The following is an 18,148-nucleotide window of genomic DNA, read 5'->3' as shown; positions in this document are numbered from 1 at the left end:
CCGGCGTCGCTCCCGACAAGCTCGAACAGATTTTTCAGCCCTTCACCCGACTCAACGCCGCACGCCCCGGCGGCAGTACCCATTGCAGCAGCACCTCCCACACCCGCAAGTGCTCACGCGGGTTGAAACGATGCGGCAGCTCCATGACCAGACGCGCTTTGTCGTCGCTGAAAGGCACATAGAACGTTGGCCAGCCGTTTGGCCGTCCTACGGTCCAGTGAAGTGGACGGACAAAGTCGAGCTTACGACGCTCATGTTCATCCAGAGGCTGCGAAGACAATGATTGCTGGTGCTCATCGACGACGGCGGCCCACACCCGTTCCTGTTTGCGCAAGCTGCGCAGGAACTCGTCAACGCCTTGCGTGCCGCGTTCCCGCCACGCCGTTTCGGCCTGTCGTGCGTAAGCGATATGGCTCTGCTTGGCCGGTTCGGAGAGGAGGGCGGTAGCATCCTTGAGACGCTTGCTCAGGTCGGCCTGCAAACTGATCACCAGCATGCACAAAAGCGCGAGCACGCCGACCAGTTGCCACAGCAGCGAGTGCCGGTTCGGCAGCCTCATGACTGCAACGGCGCCAGCACATACCCCATGCCGCGTATGGTCTCGACGCGCCCGGCGCTGTAACCGATAGCCTGCAATTTGCGACGAACCCGACTGACATGCATGTCCAGGCTGCGGTCATGTTGTGAGTGCGCCCGATGCATGACCTGTTGGTACAGAAAGGCTTTGCTCAACACCTCGCCGGGATGCTGTATGAGGATTTCCAGTACCCGGAATTCGGTGCTGGTCAGATCGGCCCAGCGGCCGTTGCGGCAAACATCCATGGCCTGCTGATCAAGTTCCAGTTGCGAATCGCTGCGCACTTTTACCTGGGCCTCGTGCTCGTAGGCCACGCGTCTCAGAATGGCATCGATGCGTACATCCATCTCCTGCATGCTGAATGGCTTGGGCAAGTAATCGTCCGCGCCCTGGCTGAAACCGGTTATCCGGTCCTGCTCGGCACCCAGCGCCGACATCAGGATGACCGGGACACGCTGGCACTGGCGCACTTGGGCGAGCACCTCCAGGCCACTGCTGCCGGGTAACATGATGTCCATCAGGATCAAATCGAAACCCTCGGAGCGCACCAGATGCAGAATTTCGTCTGCGTCGTGACGCAACGTGACCGAAAAGCCCCGCTGGCCCAGATGGCTATCCAGGTCGGCGGCAAGCACCGGATCATCCTCAATAGCCAGAATACGGATGGGCATATGGGAAGCAGAGGCGAATTGCATGGAGGGGCAGACCTGTGAATGAGAATTATTATGCATAATTCATTCTGACAAAAAATGTTGCACATTCCTAACCAAAGCAAGATTTTCGTCATGCAGATGTACGAGCTTTAAGCTTTCGGTCGCTCTGAAGGCGTCAGTACGTATGGACATGCCCGGGCGCTCCAGCATTGAATGCAACGCCGGCAAGCAGGGCAAAGACAGGAAGACAGCAGGGCAGTTCAAGCCAGGTTAGCTCAAACAGGATGATCCTCTTCAACGTATGGGAGCGGCGCTTATTATCGATGCAGGCGGATTTTCTGCCTGGTCAGGTCGCAGCGAAAAGTGCCGCTATCACCGCGAACCGCATACAGGGTTGCTCTGTAAAACGACGATAGCCGTGAACAGTGCAAGTCGCGTAGTTTCCGGTACGCCCACGCCCAGCTGCGTTTAGATACCTTGGCCCTGTCCATGTTTTTACGCCTCCATGATTGGATCCAAAACAATAGCAAATAGCCATTAGCTGGTGATATAAGGACTTGAGTAAAAGTGTGTAAATTTTTCAGGCATCCGTCGGCAAGTCTCATGCGGCTCAAGCCAGCCGGGGCCCCTGTATTTACTTGCGTGTAGCCAGTGGAGCAGGCGCGGAACAGGCTTTTCAGTTATTGAGTCCAACCTGAGCTCCGGGTTATCCCGGGTCTGATCAACAGTTTTCTGCCTGAGCCCCTATTGTGGCCGGAGTAGCCATATCGATGATTTTGGTGGTTGAAGGCATCAGCGCCAGCGGTAAAACCACGTGGTGCACCCGGCATGGAGGGCCGCATGTGATTGCTGAGCACGGCCGTCTTGACGGTGTGCCGGAGCGTGCCAGTGATCCCGTCGCAGCCGCAGTTTTCTGGGCCGAGCGTAACGTCGATCGATGGCAGGCCGCGCTGGCTATGGAAGCCAGGGCTCCATGGGCGGTGTGCGACAGCGACCCGCTCAAGCTTCACTACCTGTGGTGCCTCTGGCAGATCGATGAAGCCAGCACAAACGACTGGCAAACAGAACTGGACGCCACCCGTGACACTGTCGCACAGGGGCGTATCGGCTTTGCAGACGCTTACATTGTCGGGCGCATAGACCCGCAACTGGCACGGCAGCGAGCCCGTGCAGACTCCACTCGGCGCAGAAGCAATTTCGAGCTGCATGTACGGCTGCAGCAGGCGTTACTGACCTGGTACGCAGCGATCGAGCACGTGCTGCCCGGCAGTGTGCACGTGGGCTTTCCTGCAAAAATGCCCGTTGCGCAACCACGTAATGACAGGTACCCGTTGGCGGCCTTTGACCGGATGATCGCATTGCTGCCCGGTAAGTAATCAGAGCTAACGCAGCAATGCCCACCACGCCCGCAATGCTGCTCAAGTGTGGGAGCGGGCTTGCTCGCGATGGTCGTCAACGATGACGCGTATTAGCTGAGTAAATGCGGCGCCATGAAGAACATCGCGAGCAAGCCCGCTCCCACAAAGGCAGAAATCGTTTAAATGAACAACAATGCCCACCACGCCCGGTCACTTACTCGCGTGCATCAAACGCCGCAGCGTATTTCACTACCCCGACAGGCAGCTCGCCAGTAAAGGACAGGGCCTGGAAGTATTCAGGGGGAACGTCGGGCAACTCAAGGCCGGGGTGGGCTTTAAACCCGAAGCGGCCATAATAGGCAGGGTCGCCCAGCACGACGCAACCCGCTGCGCCCTGTTGCCGCAGCTGTTGCAGTGCGGCCCTCATCAATGCCGAACCGATGCCCTTGCCCTGACGGTCAGGCCTTACACTGATCGGCCCCAGGCCATACCATCCGGTTACCCCGGACGAAATGCTGACAGGGGAAATGGCGACATGGCCGAGGATTTCGTCATGTTCTGCCGCCACCAGGGAGATGCTCAGTTGCCCGGTGCGCCGCAGTGCATTGACGATGAAATGCTCGGTGTGGCTTGAATACTTTTCGTTCCTGAACGCTGCCTCGGTCAGGCGACTGATGGCTTCGATGTCTTGCGGTCGTTCTTTGCTAATGGTCATGTGCATGTTCAACGTTTCGATGCCCATAAATACCTCGGGTGGAGTCGGCAAGTGGCTGCCAGCGCATTGTGCATGCGTTCGTTGGCCCGTGCTGAGTGTGAGCAGCTTCGCTGCCTTCGGTGGGTTTCTATGAACGGTATGGCTTCAAGTGTTCAGGGGACGTGGACGAGTCGGCGGGGCTGGTGTACCAGCCGATGGAAAAGACCATGCCGACACCGCCCGCGTCTGCGCCGCAGGCAGGTTGATTGCAGCAGCTACCGGCCGGGGTTTGTATGAACTTACGGCGAGTGGCGAAAGCGCCCTGGGCGAGCTTGGCCCTGAGCCGCAAATGGGTAGTCCAGGACCTCGACAGCCGGGCGCTTGCAGTGACGCCCAAGGGGCGTAAAGCACTGGCTGGCCAATTTGGTTTGCAGTCTGAAATCCACGATGATGCACTATCAGCCGCACAGGGCAGGGCTGTTAACGCCATTCATGGGGTGTTCTGACTTTTGTCCGTGGGAGCTTGACTGCGTCCCGGTTTTTTCCTGTCGAGGCTGCGTGGCCTGACAGCGGCCAGTTTTTTCTGAAAGGCAGGGCATTCAATATGACGGGGAGCGGGGCAGGCCGCTGCTCGCCTGAGCTCGTCGCGAATTGTGCTCAAGCGCTGGATGGTGCGATCAAGCTCGTCAGCTTTTTCTGCCAGCCGCTGGTGATCAATTTCGGGCTGACCGTCCGCCTTCAGCATGGCGGCGATATCGTCCAGTGAAAACCCCGAACACTGCCCCAGTGCGATCAACGACAGGCACTGAAGTACATCCGCACTGAACACACGGCTCAGGCCCCGACGGCCTGTCGAGCGGATCAGCCCTTTTTCTTCGTAGTAGCGCAGGGTTGAGGGCGGCAGGCCGCAGCGCCGTGCCACTTCACCGATCTCCATTTCTTTCATGCTTGACCTCAAGTCGACTTGAACTTGCAGACTGCTCTGACCAGGCCGACAAAACAGGCTTAATGCAGAGGGTACAACATGCAAACAAGTGAGATGGTACTGCGTATTCTGTTGGTTGGCGTGGGGGCCACCTTGATCATGGACGCAGGCGCTTTAATTCGTGCACGGGTCTTTGGTATCCCGTCCCTTGACTATGGGCTCATCGGTCGTTGGCTGGGCCTCATGCGCCAGGGGCAGTTTCAGCATGCCTCGATTGTGGCTGCGCCGCGTGTCAGGCATGAGCGTCTGATCGGCTGGGTTTTTCATTACCTGACGGGCATTGTCTTCGCGTTGCTGCTGGTTGTACTCACGGGTGTGGAGTGGTTGTTCCATCCCACGCTGATGCCTGCATTGGCCGCTGGCTTGATCAGTATGGCGGCACCGTTTTTTATCTTGCAGCCCGCCTTCGGCTTCGGCATCGCTGCATCGAAGACGGCGGCTCCCTACGTGGCAAGGCGCCGAACCCTGATCACCCATCTGACGTTTGGCCTGGGGCTCTATGTCGCCGGGTGGCTGGTACTGCTGCTCTATCCGACGCCGCATGCCTGAGGCGTTGCCCCGACCCGGCAGCGATGCGCCCATGAGGTACACAGCCACCTGAGCTGCCCAATACTGGCGCATCCGCTTTGCACCAAAAACAGACCTGCCCGACCTAAGTAGAAGCATTTGGCCGTATCTGTTTTGCAATCTTTTCTCTGGTTGCGGTTTTTTCTCCCTTCGTTAATTCATGGCATAGCGCTTGCTCTGGGACATCACCGGGCGCAGACATTTCTGTGGTCGGGCGATGCCGCATGCCGGGTTGTTCGTCAGTCATTGCCTGCGTATTTCCCTTCGATGCAAAGGACTGGTCATGCAAGAGAAAGCAATGGTTGTGAGCCGACGCAAAGTACTCAACTGGATCGGCGTGACAGCAGGCGCCGCTGCGATGTATCAGGCGATGAGCTCATTGGGCTTTGCCGCAGAATCAAATTACCAGCGTGACTTCGCCTTGAGCGGCGCACCGAAAGGCACCCGCGTACTGATCCTTGGGGCCGGGCTGGCCGGCATGACCGCCGCCTACGAACTGCGCAAGGCCGGCTACCAGGTCAAGGTGCTGGAGTTCAATGCCAAACCCGGTGGGCGTTGCTGGACGTTGCGTGGCGGTGACCGCTTCACCGAGCTGGGCGGCGCTACCCAGCATTGCGAATTCGACAAGGGCCTGTACCTCAACCCCGGCCCTTGGCGCATCCCGTATCACCACCATGCGGTGCTCGACTACTGCCACAAATTCGGCGTCGCACTGGAGCCCTTTATTCAGGTCAACTACAACGCAATGGTGCACTCCACCAAGGCGTTTGGCGGCAAGCCGCAGCGTTATCGTGAAGTGCAGGCGGACTTTCAGGGGCATGTGGCCGAGTTGTTGAGCAAGGCCGTCAATCAGCACGGCCTGGATCAGGCACTGACCCGGGAAGACCGCGAACGCCTGCTGGAAGTGATGCGCAAATGGGGTGCGCTGGATGCCAGCAACGCCTACAAAAAATCCTTGGAGACCAGCATGCGCCGTGGCTTTGCCGTGGACGACGGTGGCGGCCTGATGCCGGAGGCGGTGGCGTCCGAGCCGATCGACTGCAAGGCACTGCTGGATTCGAATCTGTGGCAAAGCATCGCCAGCGGCCAGGAATATGAATTCCAGAGCAGCATTTTCCAGCCCGTAGGCGGTATGGACATGATTGCCCAGGCCTTCCAGAAGCAGGTCAATGACCTGATCCATTACAACGCCAAGGTCACGCGCATCCAGCAAAACGACAAAGGCGTGACCGTGACCTATCAAAACAGCGACGGTAGCGGCGGGGCACAACAGGAGCAGGCCGACTGGTGCGTGTGCACATTGCCGCTGTCGATCCTCGGGCAACTGCCGGTTGATGTCAGTGCACCGATGATGAGCGCGATCCGCGCCGTGCCTTACGAGTCTTCGATCAAGGTCGGACTGCAATTCAAGCGCCGGTTCTGGGAGCAGGACGAGCATATCTACGGCGGCATCAGTTACACCGATACGCCGATCAGCAAAATCAGCTACCCGAGCACCGACTATGGCAAGCAGGGCAAGGGCGTATTGCTCGGTGCCTATATCTGGGGGCCGAACGCTTATGAGTTCACCGCCATGAGCCCGCAAATGCGCGTGCAGAAAGCCGTTGAGTACGGTGCCCAGGTTCACCCCCAATACCCGGCAGAGTTCGAAAACGGCATTGCCGTCGGCTGGCACCGCGTGCCCTGGACCAACGGTTGCTATGGCCTGTGGACCCCTGAAACCCGCCAGCAGCATTACAAGAATCTGTGCCAGATTGACGGTCGCATCGTCCTTGCCGGTGAGCATGCTTCCTATATCCCGGCCTGGATGGAGGGCGCGATCCTGTCCTCCCAGGATGCGATCAAGCGTCTGCATACCCATATTATTGCCAGCGCGAAAGCGGCCTGAGCCAGGAGTTAGCCATGAGAATGACTTTAACCACCGCTACCCTGGCAGGCCTGCTGGTCAGTGCCACTGCGCTTGCTGAAGATGCACCCATGCTGTCCACCTCCGGCAAGTTCGATCAGGCCAGCGGCGAAGCTCTGTTCAATCAGGTCTGCCAGGGCTGCCATATGGCTGAAGGCCAGGGCTCCCACGGGGCGGGCGCCTACCCGGCGCTGGCTGCCAACCAGAAACTCGGGGCCAAGGTGTACCCGGTGTATATGGTGACATCAGGGCAGGGCGGTATGCCGGGTTTCAAGAAGTACATGGATGACCAGCAGATAGCCTCGGTGGTCAACTATGTGCGGACTCATTTTGGCAATCACTATGCTGACTCCGTGACAGTGGAGGATGTTCAGGCGGTCACCCGACGCTGACAAGCAACCATGGACTGCGCGCTTTTTTCATGACCCTCAAGGAATACAAAAATGTCTAAAAAATTGATCCCCGCTTTTGTGTTGACCTCGGTGCTGGCCGGCCTGATGACTACCCAGGTCAACGCCGCAGAAGTGATCCGTCACAAGCTGCCCAACTCGGACTTCCCGATCTCTCTGGCCGTGGAAATACCACCGGGTGTCACCCTGGTCAACCTCAGTGGCGTGGTGCCGCCTATTGCCGACAGCAAGGCCGATCCCAAGACCCTGGCGGCCTATGGCGACACCGAAGTGCAGACGGTCAACGTGCTGAAAAATATCGAAGCCACTCTCAAAAGCCTGGGCCTGACCATGGGCGATGTGATCAAGATGCAGGTGTATCTGGTGGGCACGCCGGAAACCGGCAAGATGGACTTCGCCGGATTTATGAAGGGCTATACCCAGTTCTTCGGTACCAAGGCCCAGCCCAAGCTGCCAACCCGCTCGGCGTTCCAGGTGGCCGGCCTGGCCAACCCCAACTACCTGGTAGAGATCGAGGTGACGGCCGCCCGGCCTTAACTCCGGGCCAAGGGGCAGGCGCGAGCGCGCCTGCCTGTCAGGCTAGAAGCTGACTTCTCCAGTCAGGCGCAGCGTCCTTCCTTCTCCCCAACTCACACGTCGGGTGTTGCCGCCCGAAGCCACAAAGTAGCTGCGATCGGTCAGGTTGCTGGCGTTGAGCTGCAGTGAGGTTTCCTTGCCCAGCAGATGGCTGGTCTTCCAGGATGCAAAAGCATCCACCGTGGTGTAGTCCGGCAGCTCGAAAGAGTTGCTGATATCCCCTGCGCGCTTGCCCACATAACGGGCTCCGGAGCCCAGGCGCAAGCGGCCGGCGAAAATATCGGCCGGAACTTCATAGGTCAGGTAAGCCCCGCCCACATGACGGGCCACGTTGAACAGGCGATTGCCCTCGGTTTGCCGGGTGTCCTTTTTGATCCGTGCATCGGTGTAGGCGTAGTTGGCGATGACGCTCCACTGCGCGTTCAGGCGTCCGCTCATGCTCCATTCCAGACCGTTTGACTGCACTTCACCGGCAATGCGCTGGATCATATTGCCGAACGCGTCGAGTTCTCCGGTGTTCTGTTGTACGTTCTTTTTCAGGATGTCGTACACCGCCAGCTGGCTGGTCCAGTCGCCGTTGTCATACTTCATGCCGACTTCGTACTGGCGGCCGGTTTCAGACTTGTAGGTGCCTTCGAACGTGGTGCCGGTTTCCATCTCATTGGGTGCGAATGACTGGCTGTAGTTGCCATACAGCGAGAGGTCGTCACGCATCTGATACACCAGCCCCAGGAAGGGCAAAAGCCTGGATTCGCCCTCATCGGTGGTTTGCTTGAAGTCCAGGCCCGCGCCAGAGTCGATCGAGTAATGCTGATAGCGCAGGCCCGGGGCCAGAATCCATTTTTCGCCCAGGTGGATAGTGTCTTTGACGTACAGCGACTGGCCCTTGATATGGCTTTTGCCGTTGGTGTTGGACGGGTTCACCTTACCCACCGGCGGCAGCAGGCCATACTGCGGGTCGGCCGGGTAGAAACCGCCGACATTGCTGCTTTGCAGGAAGTCGCCGTTGGCTTCGCGGCGGGTTTCATAGTCGACACCCGTGACCAGGTCGTGATCGATACCGAGCCAGGTCTTGTTACCAATCCAGTCCAGCGACAGGTAAGCGTTCTCCCGGTTGGCGCCCACGTTACGACGAAACCGCCGGGTCAGCTCGCCTGTTGCCGGGCGATATTCACTGGGGTCGGCCTGGTAGTCGTTGTAATGGTCATACACCCAGCCCGTGGTCAGGCGCACCCTTGAAGTGGGGTCGAGGCGGTACTCGGTGGTGGTGTTGAGCGACTGGCGCTGGCCTTGGGCGCGGGTCCATTTTTCGTCCAGGCGTTTGTCGCGGCTGCCCACATGATGGCCGTTGTAGAACAGCGCGCCACGGTCCAGGGTATTGCTGTAGTCGTTGTATTCATAAGCGGCGAGAAACGACAGATCCTCAGACTCGTAGGACAGCGAAGGGGCGACCAGTTTCGACTTGTTCTGACCAAAGTTGCGCCAGTAATCCTCGTCGCGGTTTTGCCCGATCAATCGAAAGGCGAACCCGCTGTCACCCAGCGGCCCGGTGACATCGAACCAGCCATCGCCACCGCCCTGATCGCTCAGGGTGCCGCCCAGTGTGCTGTTCCATTGGTACTGCGGTTTTTTCGTGATCACGTTGATCACTCCGCCGGGTTCCTGCATGCCGTAGAGCAGTGAAGCAGGGCCCTTGAGCATCTCCACGCGCTCGGTGGTGACACGTTGAAAGTTGCGGCCGATGGGCATGCGTACACCATCGCGCAACACGCCGCCATCATCGGAATTACCGAATCCGCGCTTGATAAAACTGTCCTGGGTGCCGCCGAAGTTATTGCTGACCACCACCCCGGGCATGAACTTGATCACGTCTTCGAGGGTTTGCGGTGCTTGATCCTTGAGTTGCTGACGGGTCACTGTATCGACCACTTGCGACTGCTGCAGAAAGGGGGTTTCAGTCTTGTCAGCCGTCGAGCTGTAGCCCGCACGGTAGTCCGTATCGTCTTCGGCAGATTGCACGCCGTCGACCTGAATACTGGGCAGTTGCATGGGCGCGTTTTCACCCGCAAGCACCGTGCAACTGATCACCAGGCCGGTACATACACCCAGTGGCACAAAGCCTGCCCGTTTGAATCCATGCTTCCTTTGCAACATCCGTAACACTCCACACCAATGACGGCAGATAACTGAACGCGCTGCCGAGAACCGGGCAATGAACGGTGCGAAGTTGTTGATGCTTCGCTGTTCAGTGCGTGGGTTGAAACGTCTATGACGCGCGTTTCAGACTCGGCAGCGGGGCTGAATCGTATCAGCAGCAGGAATGTTTATCATTTACTTTGGTATTGCAGGCAGCGCACTACCACCAGTACTTGGGGTAACTGCCGCGGTGGCGTGTGTTATTCAGGCACCAGGCAACCACCACGATCACGATGGAGCCCGCCAGCACCGGGGTCAGCAGAAAAGACAGCGGCGCGCCTGTCATCAGCACCACAATCGGGTTGGCCCCTGCCGGGGCATGCAGGGTACGGGACTGTTGCATGGCAACCAGAGCCAGCCCGACGGCCAATGCGCAGGCCCACCACGAATTGCCCAGGGTATGCAAAATAATCAGTCCGACCAGGGTGGATATGACATGCCCGCCGATGATGCTGCGTGGTTGAGCCAGCGGCGAGTCGGGGACGCCAAAGGCCAATACGCAACTGGCCCCCATTGAAGCCATAAGCCATGGAGTGCCTGACAGGTTGCTCAGCCAGCCAGTAGCACCAATGGCGATGACTGCACCCATAAACGATGTCAGCGTAAAACGCAGGGAGGGTGCGGCTGGCGCACCGGATATGAGCAGGCGACGTGCAGACATGGGAGTACTCGCGACGGGGGATGTGACAAAAGGATACCGATCGGTATACCTGCAAGTCAACCGATCGGTATACACTGTGTTGCATTCCACAGGAGGCCAGTACCCATGAGTACGTCTGATGCAATCACCCGCGCCGCCCTGCGCCTGTTCTATCGACAGGGTTTTCACGCCACCGGGGTGGAGCAGTTGAGCCAGGAGGCAGGCGTTACCAAGAAGACGCTATACCGGCATTTTTCCAGCAAGGACCATCTGGTCGAGGCAGCTCTGGAACTCCGCCACAACGAGTTCATGGCGAAAGTGCGAGCGGCAGTGGATGCGGTTGCGGTCTCACAGCGCCCGGCTGGCTACCTTGATTTCATAGCATCCTGGGTTCAGGAAGCGGATTTTTACGGCTGTGCCTTTATCAATGCATCCGCTGAATATGCCAGTCTGTCAGAGCAGCCACACAGGCTGGCGCACCAGCACAAGCAGGCCCTTCAGGCCTATCTTGAGGAAATATGTGCGCAAGCGGGCTATATGAATCCGCGCGTGGCAGCCATGCAGTTACTGCTGATCGGCGAGGGCCTGATCGTGTCCTGCCAGGTCAATGGTGCGTGCCCTGAGCTGATCATGGCGGGCAAGGAGATGCTGGTTTTGCTCAGTGCTCAACGGGCTGCTGACCCGGCGCAAAGAGCTCATCCAGCAAGCTGAACACGGTGCTTTTCACTGCGCTGTTGAGCTCGGTCCATGCCAGCCCGGTCGTTGCCCGGTAGCCCTGCAGTTCCAGCGGCCTGGAGATGACATTGGCGGGTAATGCGCGCCCGGCATTGGCCGGCAGCAAACCGACCCCCAACCCGGCAGAGACCAGCGCAAGCATGGTGGTGAACTCGCCCAGCTCGGTTGCATTTTGCAGATGCGCGCCCCGGTGGGTGAGCGCCTGCATCACTTCATCGTAAAAACCGGGGGCGTAGCGCCGGGCCAGGATAAACACCGGCAGCTGGCTCAGGTCGGTTGGGTGCAGGCTGGTGCAGGCCACCAGCGGATGGTCGCCGGGCAGGGCGACAATAAAGCTTTCCTGCAGCACTTCGCGGGTCTGGATGCCCGGGATGGTGGCCGGCAGACGCATCAGTCCGAAATCAAGCTGGCCGTTTTTCAGTGCTACGGCCTGATCCGGGCCCGGCATGTCCTTGAGTTCAAGTTCGATGCGCGGGAAGCGGGCATGCAGCGAGCGGATCAGCCTTGGCAGCAATTGGGGCAGTACCGAGGATACAAAACCAAAGCGTACCCGGCCGATTTCGCCGCGCCCGCACGCCCTGGCTACATCCGCGGCATGGGCCGACTGGTAGAGCGTGGCCCTGGCTTCGGGCAGGAAGAGAGTGCCCACTTCGGTCAGTGCCACCGAGTGCCGGTTACGCTCGAACAAACGCACCCCCAGCTCTTCTTCAAGCATTTTGATCTGCATGCTCAGGGCCGGTTGCACGATGGACAGCCGTTGCGCGGCGCGGCCGAAGTGCAGCTCTTCGGCCAGGGTCACAAATGATCGCAGGTGTTTGATTTCCACAGAGCACTCCAGGCTATGCAACGACGTCATGGCGAAGCGCATGGTAATGGATCACGGGCAGTTTTAGCCAAGCACGACAATGTGCTGCTGCGCAAAAAGACGCGCACGGCGCGAGCGGACGTTGGACAATAGGTGTTTTAACTCAAGCAAGTGATCACTTATGTCGCAACACGACCTGACTTTCATCCCTGATCCTGATGCGGACTCCATCTCTTCGGATGTTGCCGGCTTTGCGGGTTTGCTGGTTTCGACGCAGATTCCAACCCGTGCGGATGGCAGCCTGGAACTGGGCGGGATTGTCGAGCAGAGCGAGTGCACATTGCAGGCGCTCAAGCTGGCGCTGGAGAAGGCGGGCAGCTCGATGGAGCGGGTGTTGCACCTGACCATTTACCTGACCGATATGGCTGATCGGGCAGCGTTCAATGAAGTGTACAAGCGATTTTTTGCCAAGCCTTGGCCGGTGCGGGCAGCTGTGGGCGTGGCCGAGCTGGCCGTTGCGGGGATGCGGGTTGAAGTGACGGCCATGGCGGCCAAGGGCTGATAACAAGGCGAAGGGGTTGAAAGCCCCTCGCCCTGACCCTCTCCCATAGGGCGAGGGTCAAACCCAGTGCACAGGCGAGTCGAGGTAAAGGTGTGTTTGCTTTTGTGCCACAAAGGGGCTGTCGAGCGTGCCCAGTGCTATGGAAATCCAGTCGGCAAATTCACCTTCGCTGCGTGACCAGAACAGGGTCGAACCGCACTCAGAGCAGAACTCGCGCAGCACTGACGGCGAAGAAGAGTAGGCCGTGATCCTGTCCGCCCCTTGGACTATCCGCAATGCGCTGCGCGCAATGCTGGCATAGGAGGCGAATGCTGCGCCATGGCCTTTGCGGCACTGTCCGCAATGGCAATGACTCACTGCTTTTGGCGTTGTGAGCAGTTCATAACGGACCGCTGCACACAGGCAGCTTCCTTGATATCGCCCTGTCATGGGTCGTCCCTGTGTTTGAGCAAATGCTGACTTTAGCACCTCGATGCAATCCGTTGGATGTCACTGTGAGAGAAGTGGGTGTCCGGATTTTGACGCCAAAAATGCCACATAAAATGGTAATTTGGCCATTGCTTTGCTATCAGGCTATGATCAAGGCGATTTTCAAATCGGACACCCTGAGCTATGGCCGTTGACCTGCAGGCGCTCTATCCCAAACTGATCCACCTGATGCTGGACACGGTTTTTGTGGTCGACAGGGACAACCGGATTGCCTTTGTCAGTGATGCCTGCCAGACCCTGCTCGGCTACCGTGCCGACGAGCTTACGGGGACCCTGATCACGGACTATATACACCCTGAAGACCTGGCGATTTCACGGGCCTCCATTGTTCGGGTGATGAATGGCCAGGCCCATGTCGATTTTCGCAACCGTTATGTGCGCAAGGATGGCGCTGTCGTGCATATCCTCTGGGCTGCCTTCTGGTCTGAGGATGTCGGTGCGCGAATCGGGGTGGCGCGGGACGTGACAGCCTTGAGGGCGGCCGAGGACGAATTGCGTTTTCTGGCCCATCACGACCCGCTGACCAAACTGACTAACCGCTCGCTGTTCAATGACCGCCTGGAATCTGCCCTGCGTGCGGCACACCGGCGCCAAGGCACCCTGGCCCTGCTGTTTGTGGATATGAATGACTTCAAGGACATCAATGATGTCTATGGGCATGCCATGGGCGATCGCGTGTTGTGCATGGCTGCGCAACGCCTGCACCGTTGTGTGCGCGAATCGGACACGGTGGCGCGCATGGGCGGTGATGAGTTCACCGTGCTGTTGACCGATATCCAGTCCGCGGACGACGTGGCCTGGAAAATCGAACAGATTACTGCGGCGATGGCCGAGCCGCTCGGGGCTGAATTCGGCGGGATCAAAATGCCGTCTTGCAGTATTGGCATGGCCTTTTACCCCGTGGACGGAGAGGATGCCGATACGTTGCTCAGCCATGCCGATGGCGATATGTACCGGATAAAAAGGCACGGTTCCAGAGCCGGGTAACAAGGGGGAGGGTACCTGCGTCAAAATGGCCTGACAAATCCCGGGCCGCGCTCTTCAACTTGTACCTGTCTGCGGCTACTATGCGCGCCCTGATTCTGCCTGGTCGATGCTTGTCTTGAGCCCTGCCTGTCACTCGCGGCCACGTCCGTGGCGTCGAGGATGCACAATCACACACCCCGGTTTTTCTGTCTCGCCCCGGCCTTTGCCGGCAGGTGCCGCTGTGCTTTTGCCCGAGCGGGTTATCCATTGATCAATGAGGTCTTGAGTCAATCATGTCTGTCCAATTGCTGGCGATGGCGCTGGCGCCGTTACTTGGGCTGTTTATCATCAGTATCGGCAACGGCATGCTTGCCTCGCTGACTACCCTGCGCCTGGACACAATGGGCCAGTCGGCGACCATGGTCGGTATCGTGTCTTCGGCGTATTTTATCGGGCTGACCCTGGGCTCGATCTTCAATGACCGGCTGATCGTACGCATCGGTCATATCCGCGCCTACAGCTGCTTCGCGGCATTGATTGCCACCTCGATCCTGTTCCAGGGCATGTCATCCGAGCCCTGGACATGGTTTGTCCTGCGCCTGGTCAACGGTTGGGCCAGCGTCGGCGTGTTCCTGGTGGTGGAAAGCTGGTTGTTGATGGCCGCCGACCCCAAGATTCGCGGGCGCCTGCTGGCTTTGTACATGATTGCCCTCTACGGTGCGGGGTTGCTGGGGCAGGTCAACCTGGGGGCCATTGCCCTGACCGGTGACACGGTGCCCTTTATGATCGCCGCCATATTGGCCTCGCTATCGTTGTTGCCCATTGTCATGTTGCCGCGGGCAACCCCGATTGTTGAGCGCGCAGAACCGCTGATGCCCTTGCAGTTGCTGCGTGCCACGCCCACCGGGGTGATTGGCTGTTTTGGTTCGGGTATTGCCATTGCCGCGGTGTATGCGTTGCTGCCCTTGTACCTGCAACGTATCGGCCTGGACGTGACCGAGGTCGGGCATATGATGGCCTGGGTGATTCTTGGCGCCATGCTGTTGCAGTACCCGGTCGGGCGCTGGTCGGACCATCAGGACCGGCATCTGGTATTGATCGTGCTGGGCGCTGCCTGCGCAGTGCTGTCATTGATCATCCTGATGCTGCCAGCGGGTTCGCCGTTACTGGTAGTGGCGTTTTTTCTGCTGGGGGGCGGTATCTTCGCGATTTACCCGGTGGCGGTCAGCCATGCGGCGGACCGGGCATCGTCGGGGGCGATCGTGAGCATGATCCAGGGCTTGCTGCTGATCAACTCCCTGGGCTGTGCCATCAGCCCGCTGGTGATTTCGCCGCTGATGACCCGGGTCGGTGAAGCCGGGCTATTCTGGGCCCTGGCCGCGCTGAACCTGGGCCTGGTGCTGCTGTTTGCCTGGCGTCGTGCCAAGGGCTCGGAGCCAGTGACCGCAGCTCCCTTTACCGCGGCGGCACAAATGTCGGCCGTCGGGGTCGAGATGCGCGTCACCGAAGACCTGGCCCAGGCGGTGCTGGAGCATGAGCGCGAGGCCGATGGCGAGGTGTCAGACGAGTTGGCTGTTGCTACCGGCAAACCTTGAGGTCAAGGACTGCCGGTGTGGCCGTAGGGGAGGGTGTCGCGGGTGACCGATTGACGGCCCCTGGAATGCGCCCCCGCAGGGGCGCAGCGATCAATTGACCGGCATTTGCGGGCGACGTTTGACGCGACGCTTGATAAAGATGGCAATCACGATCAAGAGCAGTGCCAGCACGCTGAAGAACACCGTGTTGAACCAGGGGAAAGGCTCATCCCGGCTGTTGGTGGCTTCGATCGCAGTGATGTTGGGGAACACCGAGAAGATCTTGATGCGCCAGCCGTAGTAGCGGATCAGCGCCAGCTGGTTGGCATCGCGGGAGTAACCCTGGGCCTTGGCTTGGATATCGGCAGAGTCGAACTTGAAATACCAGGGGAAGGACCAGCCGGTGTCTTCGTTGCGATAAACCATGACCTCCTTGGTCACCGGGTCTTCAGTGTTGATGAAATACACATCCCGGGTCGGGCCGTCAGCCGGGTTTTCTGCGCTGATCACACCGTTGTGATCCATGCGCTTGACCTCAACCCCCGTGACCATCACCACATCGTGCTGGGGCAGAAAGTAAAACAGCCCCAGCCCCACGGCGCCGACTGCCAGCAGGATGACTCCCAGAATGATGCCTTTGAGCCATTTCATGCAAAAACCACGCACATATCAATTATTCCTGATGACTGTTGATTGAACTTGCGGCGCAGCTTATCGCAGCCTGCCCAAGGGACTACAAGGCCTGCATGCGCTGGCTACATAATTTGTAGCATTTTAGCTGTGCGTTTGCTCGCAGGCCTGCGCACCTCTCTTTGTGGCAGCGAGCCTGCTCGCGATACTGACGACAAGGTCTGTGAGGTAGATCGTGTCGATACCCTCGCGAGCAGGCTCGCTCCCACAGAAAATCAACGGCTGGCCGCTGCCCGGCTGATGCAACGCTGACGGCGTTCATCAACCCGCTGGGCAAACCAGGCGGTGGTCAGGTTGCGGGTGATTTTCGGGCTTTGCAGGGTGATGCCCGGTAATACCGCACGGGGCAGCGGCTTGCCTTGCTGGCGGTCGGCGAGGGCGAACACGTCCTGGTACAGGTCGGTTTCGTTGAAGTCCAGGCTGTCGCCTTTTTCAAGCTGACGGCGGATAGCGTTATGGCTCAGGCCCAGTTGCTTGCCCAGGGCGCGTACAGCCCGCTCGGTGGAGCCAACCGCGTAAGAGCCCGGAATAGTCAGGTCGCCATCCAGTGCCAGCGGTATGCCAGATGCACGGCTGACGGCATTCTGAAAAGCGGCATTGCGGCTGGCGTACCAGCCCGCGTTGAAGTCGGCAAAACGGTACAGCGACTGGTTGTAGTCCACCGGGTAACCGAGCAGATGGGCGATGCCGAAATACATGCCACCGCGGCGGGTGAAGACTTCCTGGCGGATCGAGTGGGCCACCGGGTAGGGATAGTCCCGTGCACGCTTTTCGGCAAAAGCGATGCTGACCTGCATTGGCCCGCCGGTATGCACCGGGTTCAAGCCGCCAAACAAGCTTTTGCCCAGTGGCACCATGCCGATGAAATCATCAAAAATGGCGCTCAACTGGCCCTCGGTGCGGGCCGCATCCAGGCGTTGGTTGTAGGTTTTACCGTCGGGCGAAGTGATGCTCAAGGCACTGCGCACTACAAATTCGGGGATATGCAGCTTGCCGGCGCGGCGGTTGATTTCACTGCGGGCGATCTTGCCCAGGCCCGGTACCGGCGGGTCGGCCTGAAAGGTCGATTCCTGCTCGGTCACAGCCAGCACGGAACAGAGGTTTTCATCGGTGGGCGCGAGGGCTTGGGCAGTGAATGCGACCTGGATATCCGTTGCCCAGCCGGTGCGGTCTGCAACCTTGGCCGGGAGCAGTTGCACGATGCGGGCGCGGGTCTGGTCGGGAGTCCGGCTTGGCAGTGTTTGTGTGCTCTGACTGCTGCAACCTGCCAGTACCATTAGCGGAATAATCGGTAAACAACACCTGAAAAATCGATTCACCAGCGTTTAACTCCCTATTAGTGCGCAACCTGCAGTCGCGCTCAATCGTCGCGTGTAAGCACTTCCAGCAGTTCGATCTCAAACCGCAGGTTGGAGTTCGGTGTGATATGCGCGCCCATGCTTCTTTCACCATAGGCCAGGTGCGCGGGTACCTGCAGTGCGCGCTTGCCGCCGACCTGCATGCCCATCAGGCCGATGTCCCAGCCCTTGATCACTCGCCCGGTGCCGATCACGCACTGGAACGGCTTGCCGCGCTGATGCGAAGAGTCGAATACCGTGCCGTCTTCGAGCCAGCCGGTGTAGTGCGTGGTAATCAGGGCACCTTTGACCACGGCTTTACCGTCGCCGGGTAACAGGTCAGTGATGTGCAGTTCGTCAGTCATGGCGATAAGGCTCAAAAAAGTAGGATGAAGGATTGTACAGGGCAGGGGGATTTCTTGATCCAA

20 protein-coding genes and 1 pseudogene are annotated in these 18,148 nt (G+C 59.0%); 10 read left to right on the top strand and 11 right to left on the bottom strand.

What is annotated here, in order from left to right:
- Positions 1-34 precede the first annotated feature (34 nt).
- Positions 35-559 (bottom strand): histidine kinase sensor domain-containing protein, encoded by a 525-nt coding sequence (locus GHO42_RS18385; RefSeq protein WP_153384170.1) that lies wholly within the window; start codon positions 557-559, stop codon positions 35-37.
- On the bottom strand, positions 556-1,272 hold the full coding sequence (locus GHO42_RS18380; protein ID WP_138738295.1) for a response regulator transcription factor: 717 nt from the start codon (positions 1,270-1,272) through the stop codon (positions 556-558). Before GHO42_RS18380 ends, GHO42_RS18385 begins: the two co-directional genes overlap by 4 nt.
- 728 nt (positions 1,273-2,000) lie before the next feature.
- Between GHO42_RS18380 and GHO42_RS18375 the strand changes: the two genes are divergently transcribed.
- Positions 2,001-2,606, top strand: a complete 606-nt coding sequence (locus tag GHO42_RS18375; RefSeq protein WP_095025364.1) for a hypothetical protein — start codon at positions 2,001-2,003, stop codon at positions 2,604-2,606.
- 196 nt (positions 2,607-2,802) lie between these two features.
- On the opposite strand, the gene GHO42_RS18370 is transcribed toward GHO42_RS18375, so the two are convergent.
- A complete protein-coding gene (locus tag GHO42_RS18370; RefSeq protein WP_153327033.1) occupies positions 2,803-3,309 on the bottom strand; it encodes a GNAT family N-acetyltransferase in 507 nt (168 codons plus the stop codon).
- 98 nt (positions 3,310-3,407) lie between these two features.
- On the opposite strand from GHO42_RS18370, the pseudogene GHO42_RS18365 reads away from it, so the two are divergent.
- Positions 3,408-3,548: pseudogene (locus GHO42_RS18365) on the top strand (GNAT family N-acetyltransferase); the annotation flags it as partial.
- Positions 3,549-3,772: 224 nt separating this feature from the next.
- Here the strand turns inward: GHO42_RS18365 and GHO42_RS18360 are convergent.
- The gene (locus tag GHO42_RS18360) at positions 3,773-4,228 is read right to left on the bottom strand and encodes a helix-turn-helix domain-containing protein (protein WP_095018621.1); all 456 of its coding nucleotides are present in this window, start codon (positions 4,226-4,228) and stop codon (positions 3,773-3,775) included.
- A 78-nt stretch (positions 4,229-4,306) separates the two neighbouring features.
- Between GHO42_RS18360 and GHO42_RS18355 the strand changes: the two genes are divergently transcribed.
- The 4 genes from GHO42_RS18355 to GHO42_RS18340 all read left to right on the top strand — a co-directional run bounded on the left by GHO42_RS18355 (position 4,307) and on the right by GHO42_RS18340 (position 7,687).
- Positions 4,307-4,816, top strand: coding sequence for a DUF2938 domain-containing protein (locus GHO42_RS18355; RefSeq protein ID WP_095023726.1), 510 nt, complete (start codon positions 4,307-4,309; stop codon positions 4,814-4,816).
- Positions 4,817-5,192: 376 nt separating this feature from the next.
- Positions 5,193-6,722, top strand: a complete 1,530-nt coding sequence (locus GHO42_RS18350; RefSeq protein ID WP_095020784.1) for a flavin monoamine oxidase family protein — start codon at positions 5,193-5,195, stop codon at positions 6,720-6,722.
- Positions 6,723-6,736: 14 nt separating this feature from the next.
- Positions 6,737-7,132 (top strand): cytochrome c, encoded by a 396-nt coding sequence (locus GHO42_RS18345; RefSeq protein ID WP_238705514.1) that lies wholly within the window; start codon positions 6,737-6,739, stop codon positions 7,130-7,132.
- 51 nt (positions 7,133-7,183) lie between these two features.
- Positions 7,184-7,687, top strand: a complete 504-nt coding sequence (locus GHO42_RS18340) for a RidA family protein (protein ID WP_095020730.1) — start codon at positions 7,184-7,186, stop codon at positions 7,685-7,687.
- 42 nt (positions 7,688-7,729) lie between these two features.
- Here GHO42_RS18340 and GHO42_RS18335 read toward each other — a convergent pair whose 3' ends face one another.
- Both GHO42_RS18335 and GHO42_RS18330 read right to left on the bottom strand, forming a co-directional pair.
- A complete protein-coding gene (locus GHO42_RS18335) occupies positions 7,730-9,880 on the bottom strand; it encodes a TonB-dependent siderophore receptor (protein ID WP_153326969.1) in 2,151 nt (716 codons plus the stop codon).
- 202 nt (positions 9,881-10,082) lie between these two features.
- Complete coding sequence (locus GHO42_RS18330) at positions 10,083-10,583, bottom strand: HPP family protein (protein WP_095025369.1); 501 nt, start codon at positions 10,581-10,583, stop codon at positions 10,083-10,085.
- A 105-nt stretch (positions 10,584-10,688) separates the two neighbouring features.
- Here GHO42_RS18330 and GHO42_RS18325 point away from each other — a divergent pair, with 105 nt between their 5' ends.
- Positions 10,689-11,273, top strand: a complete 585-nt coding sequence (locus GHO42_RS18325; protein WP_095018624.1) for a TetR/AcrR family transcriptional regulator — start codon at positions 10,689-10,691, stop codon at positions 11,271-11,273.
- Here GHO42_RS18325 and GHO42_RS18320 read toward each other — a convergent pair.
- The gene (locus GHO42_RS18320; RefSeq protein WP_095020727.1) at positions 11,221-12,123 is read right to left on the bottom strand and encodes a LysR family transcriptional regulator; all 903 of its coding nucleotides are present in this window, start codon (positions 12,121-12,123) and stop codon (positions 11,221-11,223) included. The genes GHO42_RS18325 and GHO42_RS18320 overlap by 53 nt on opposite strands.
- Positions 12,124-12,283: 160 nt before the next feature.
- Between GHO42_RS18320 and GHO42_RS18315 the strand changes: the two genes are divergently transcribed.
- Positions 12,284-12,664 carry a RidA family protein gene (locus tag GHO42_RS18315; protein ID WP_095002861.1) on the top strand — a complete coding sequence of 127 codons (381 nt, stop codon included), beginning with the start codon at positions 12,284-12,286 and terminating at the stop codon, positions 12,662-12,664.
- A gap of 57 nt (positions 12,665-12,721) precedes the next feature.
- Here the strand turns inward: GHO42_RS18315 and GHO42_RS18310 are convergent, their stop codons facing one another.
- Positions 12,722-13,093, bottom strand: a complete 372-nt coding sequence (locus GHO42_RS18310) for a GFA family protein (protein ID WP_153326965.1) — start codon at positions 13,091-13,093, stop codon at positions 12,722-12,724.
- A 183-nt stretch (positions 13,094-13,276) separates the two neighbouring features.
- Here GHO42_RS18310 and GHO42_RS18305 point away from each other — a divergent pair, with 183 nt between their 5' ends.
- Positions 13,277-14,140, top strand: a complete 864-nt coding sequence (locus GHO42_RS18305) for a sensor domain-containing diguanylate cyclase (RefSeq protein WP_095018626.1) — start codon at positions 13,277-13,279, stop codon at positions 14,138-14,140.
- 272 nt (positions 14,141-14,412) lie between these two features.
- Positions 14,413-15,714, top strand: a complete 1,302-nt coding sequence (locus GHO42_RS18300) for an MFS transporter (RefSeq protein ID WP_095002858.1) — start codon at positions 14,413-14,415, stop codon at positions 15,712-15,714.
- A gap of 90 nt (positions 15,715-15,804) precedes the next feature.
- Here GHO42_RS18300 and GHO42_RS18295 read toward each other — a convergent pair whose 3' ends face one another.
- The 3 genes from GHO42_RS18295 to GHO42_RS18285 all read right to left on the bottom strand — a co-directional run bounded on the left by GHO42_RS18295 (position 15,805) and on the right by GHO42_RS18285 (position 18,085).
- The gene (locus tag GHO42_RS18295; protein WP_095018627.1) at positions 15,805-16,344 is read right to left on the bottom strand and encodes a DUF1523 family protein; all 540 of its coding nucleotides are present in this window, start codon (positions 16,342-16,344) and stop codon (positions 15,805-15,807) included.
- Between the two features lie 254 nt (positions 16,345-16,598).
- The gene (locus GHO42_RS18290) at positions 16,599-17,660 is read right to left on the bottom strand and encodes a DUF1615 domain-containing protein (protein ID WP_153327029.1); all 1,062 of its coding nucleotides are present in this window, start codon (positions 17,658-17,660) and stop codon (positions 16,599-16,601) included.
- 83 nt (positions 17,661-17,743) lie between these two features.
- On the bottom strand, positions 17,744-18,085 hold the full coding sequence (locus tag GHO42_RS18285; RefSeq protein WP_095002855.1) for an FKBP-type peptidyl-prolyl cis-trans isomerase: 342 nt from the start codon (positions 18,083-18,085) through the stop codon (positions 17,744-17,746).
- Positions 18,086-18,148 lie beyond the last annotated feature (63 nt).

It is taken from the genome of Pseudomonas sp. FSL R10-0056, assembly GCF_009600105.1.
Classification (GTDB): domain Bacteria; phylum Pseudomonadota; class Gammaproteobacteria; order Pseudomonadales; family Pseudomonadaceae; genus Aquipseudomonas; species Aquipseudomonas bubulae.
Note: the sequence above shows the minus strand (reverse complement) of the source record. Positions and strands in the feature narration are given on the sequence as shown.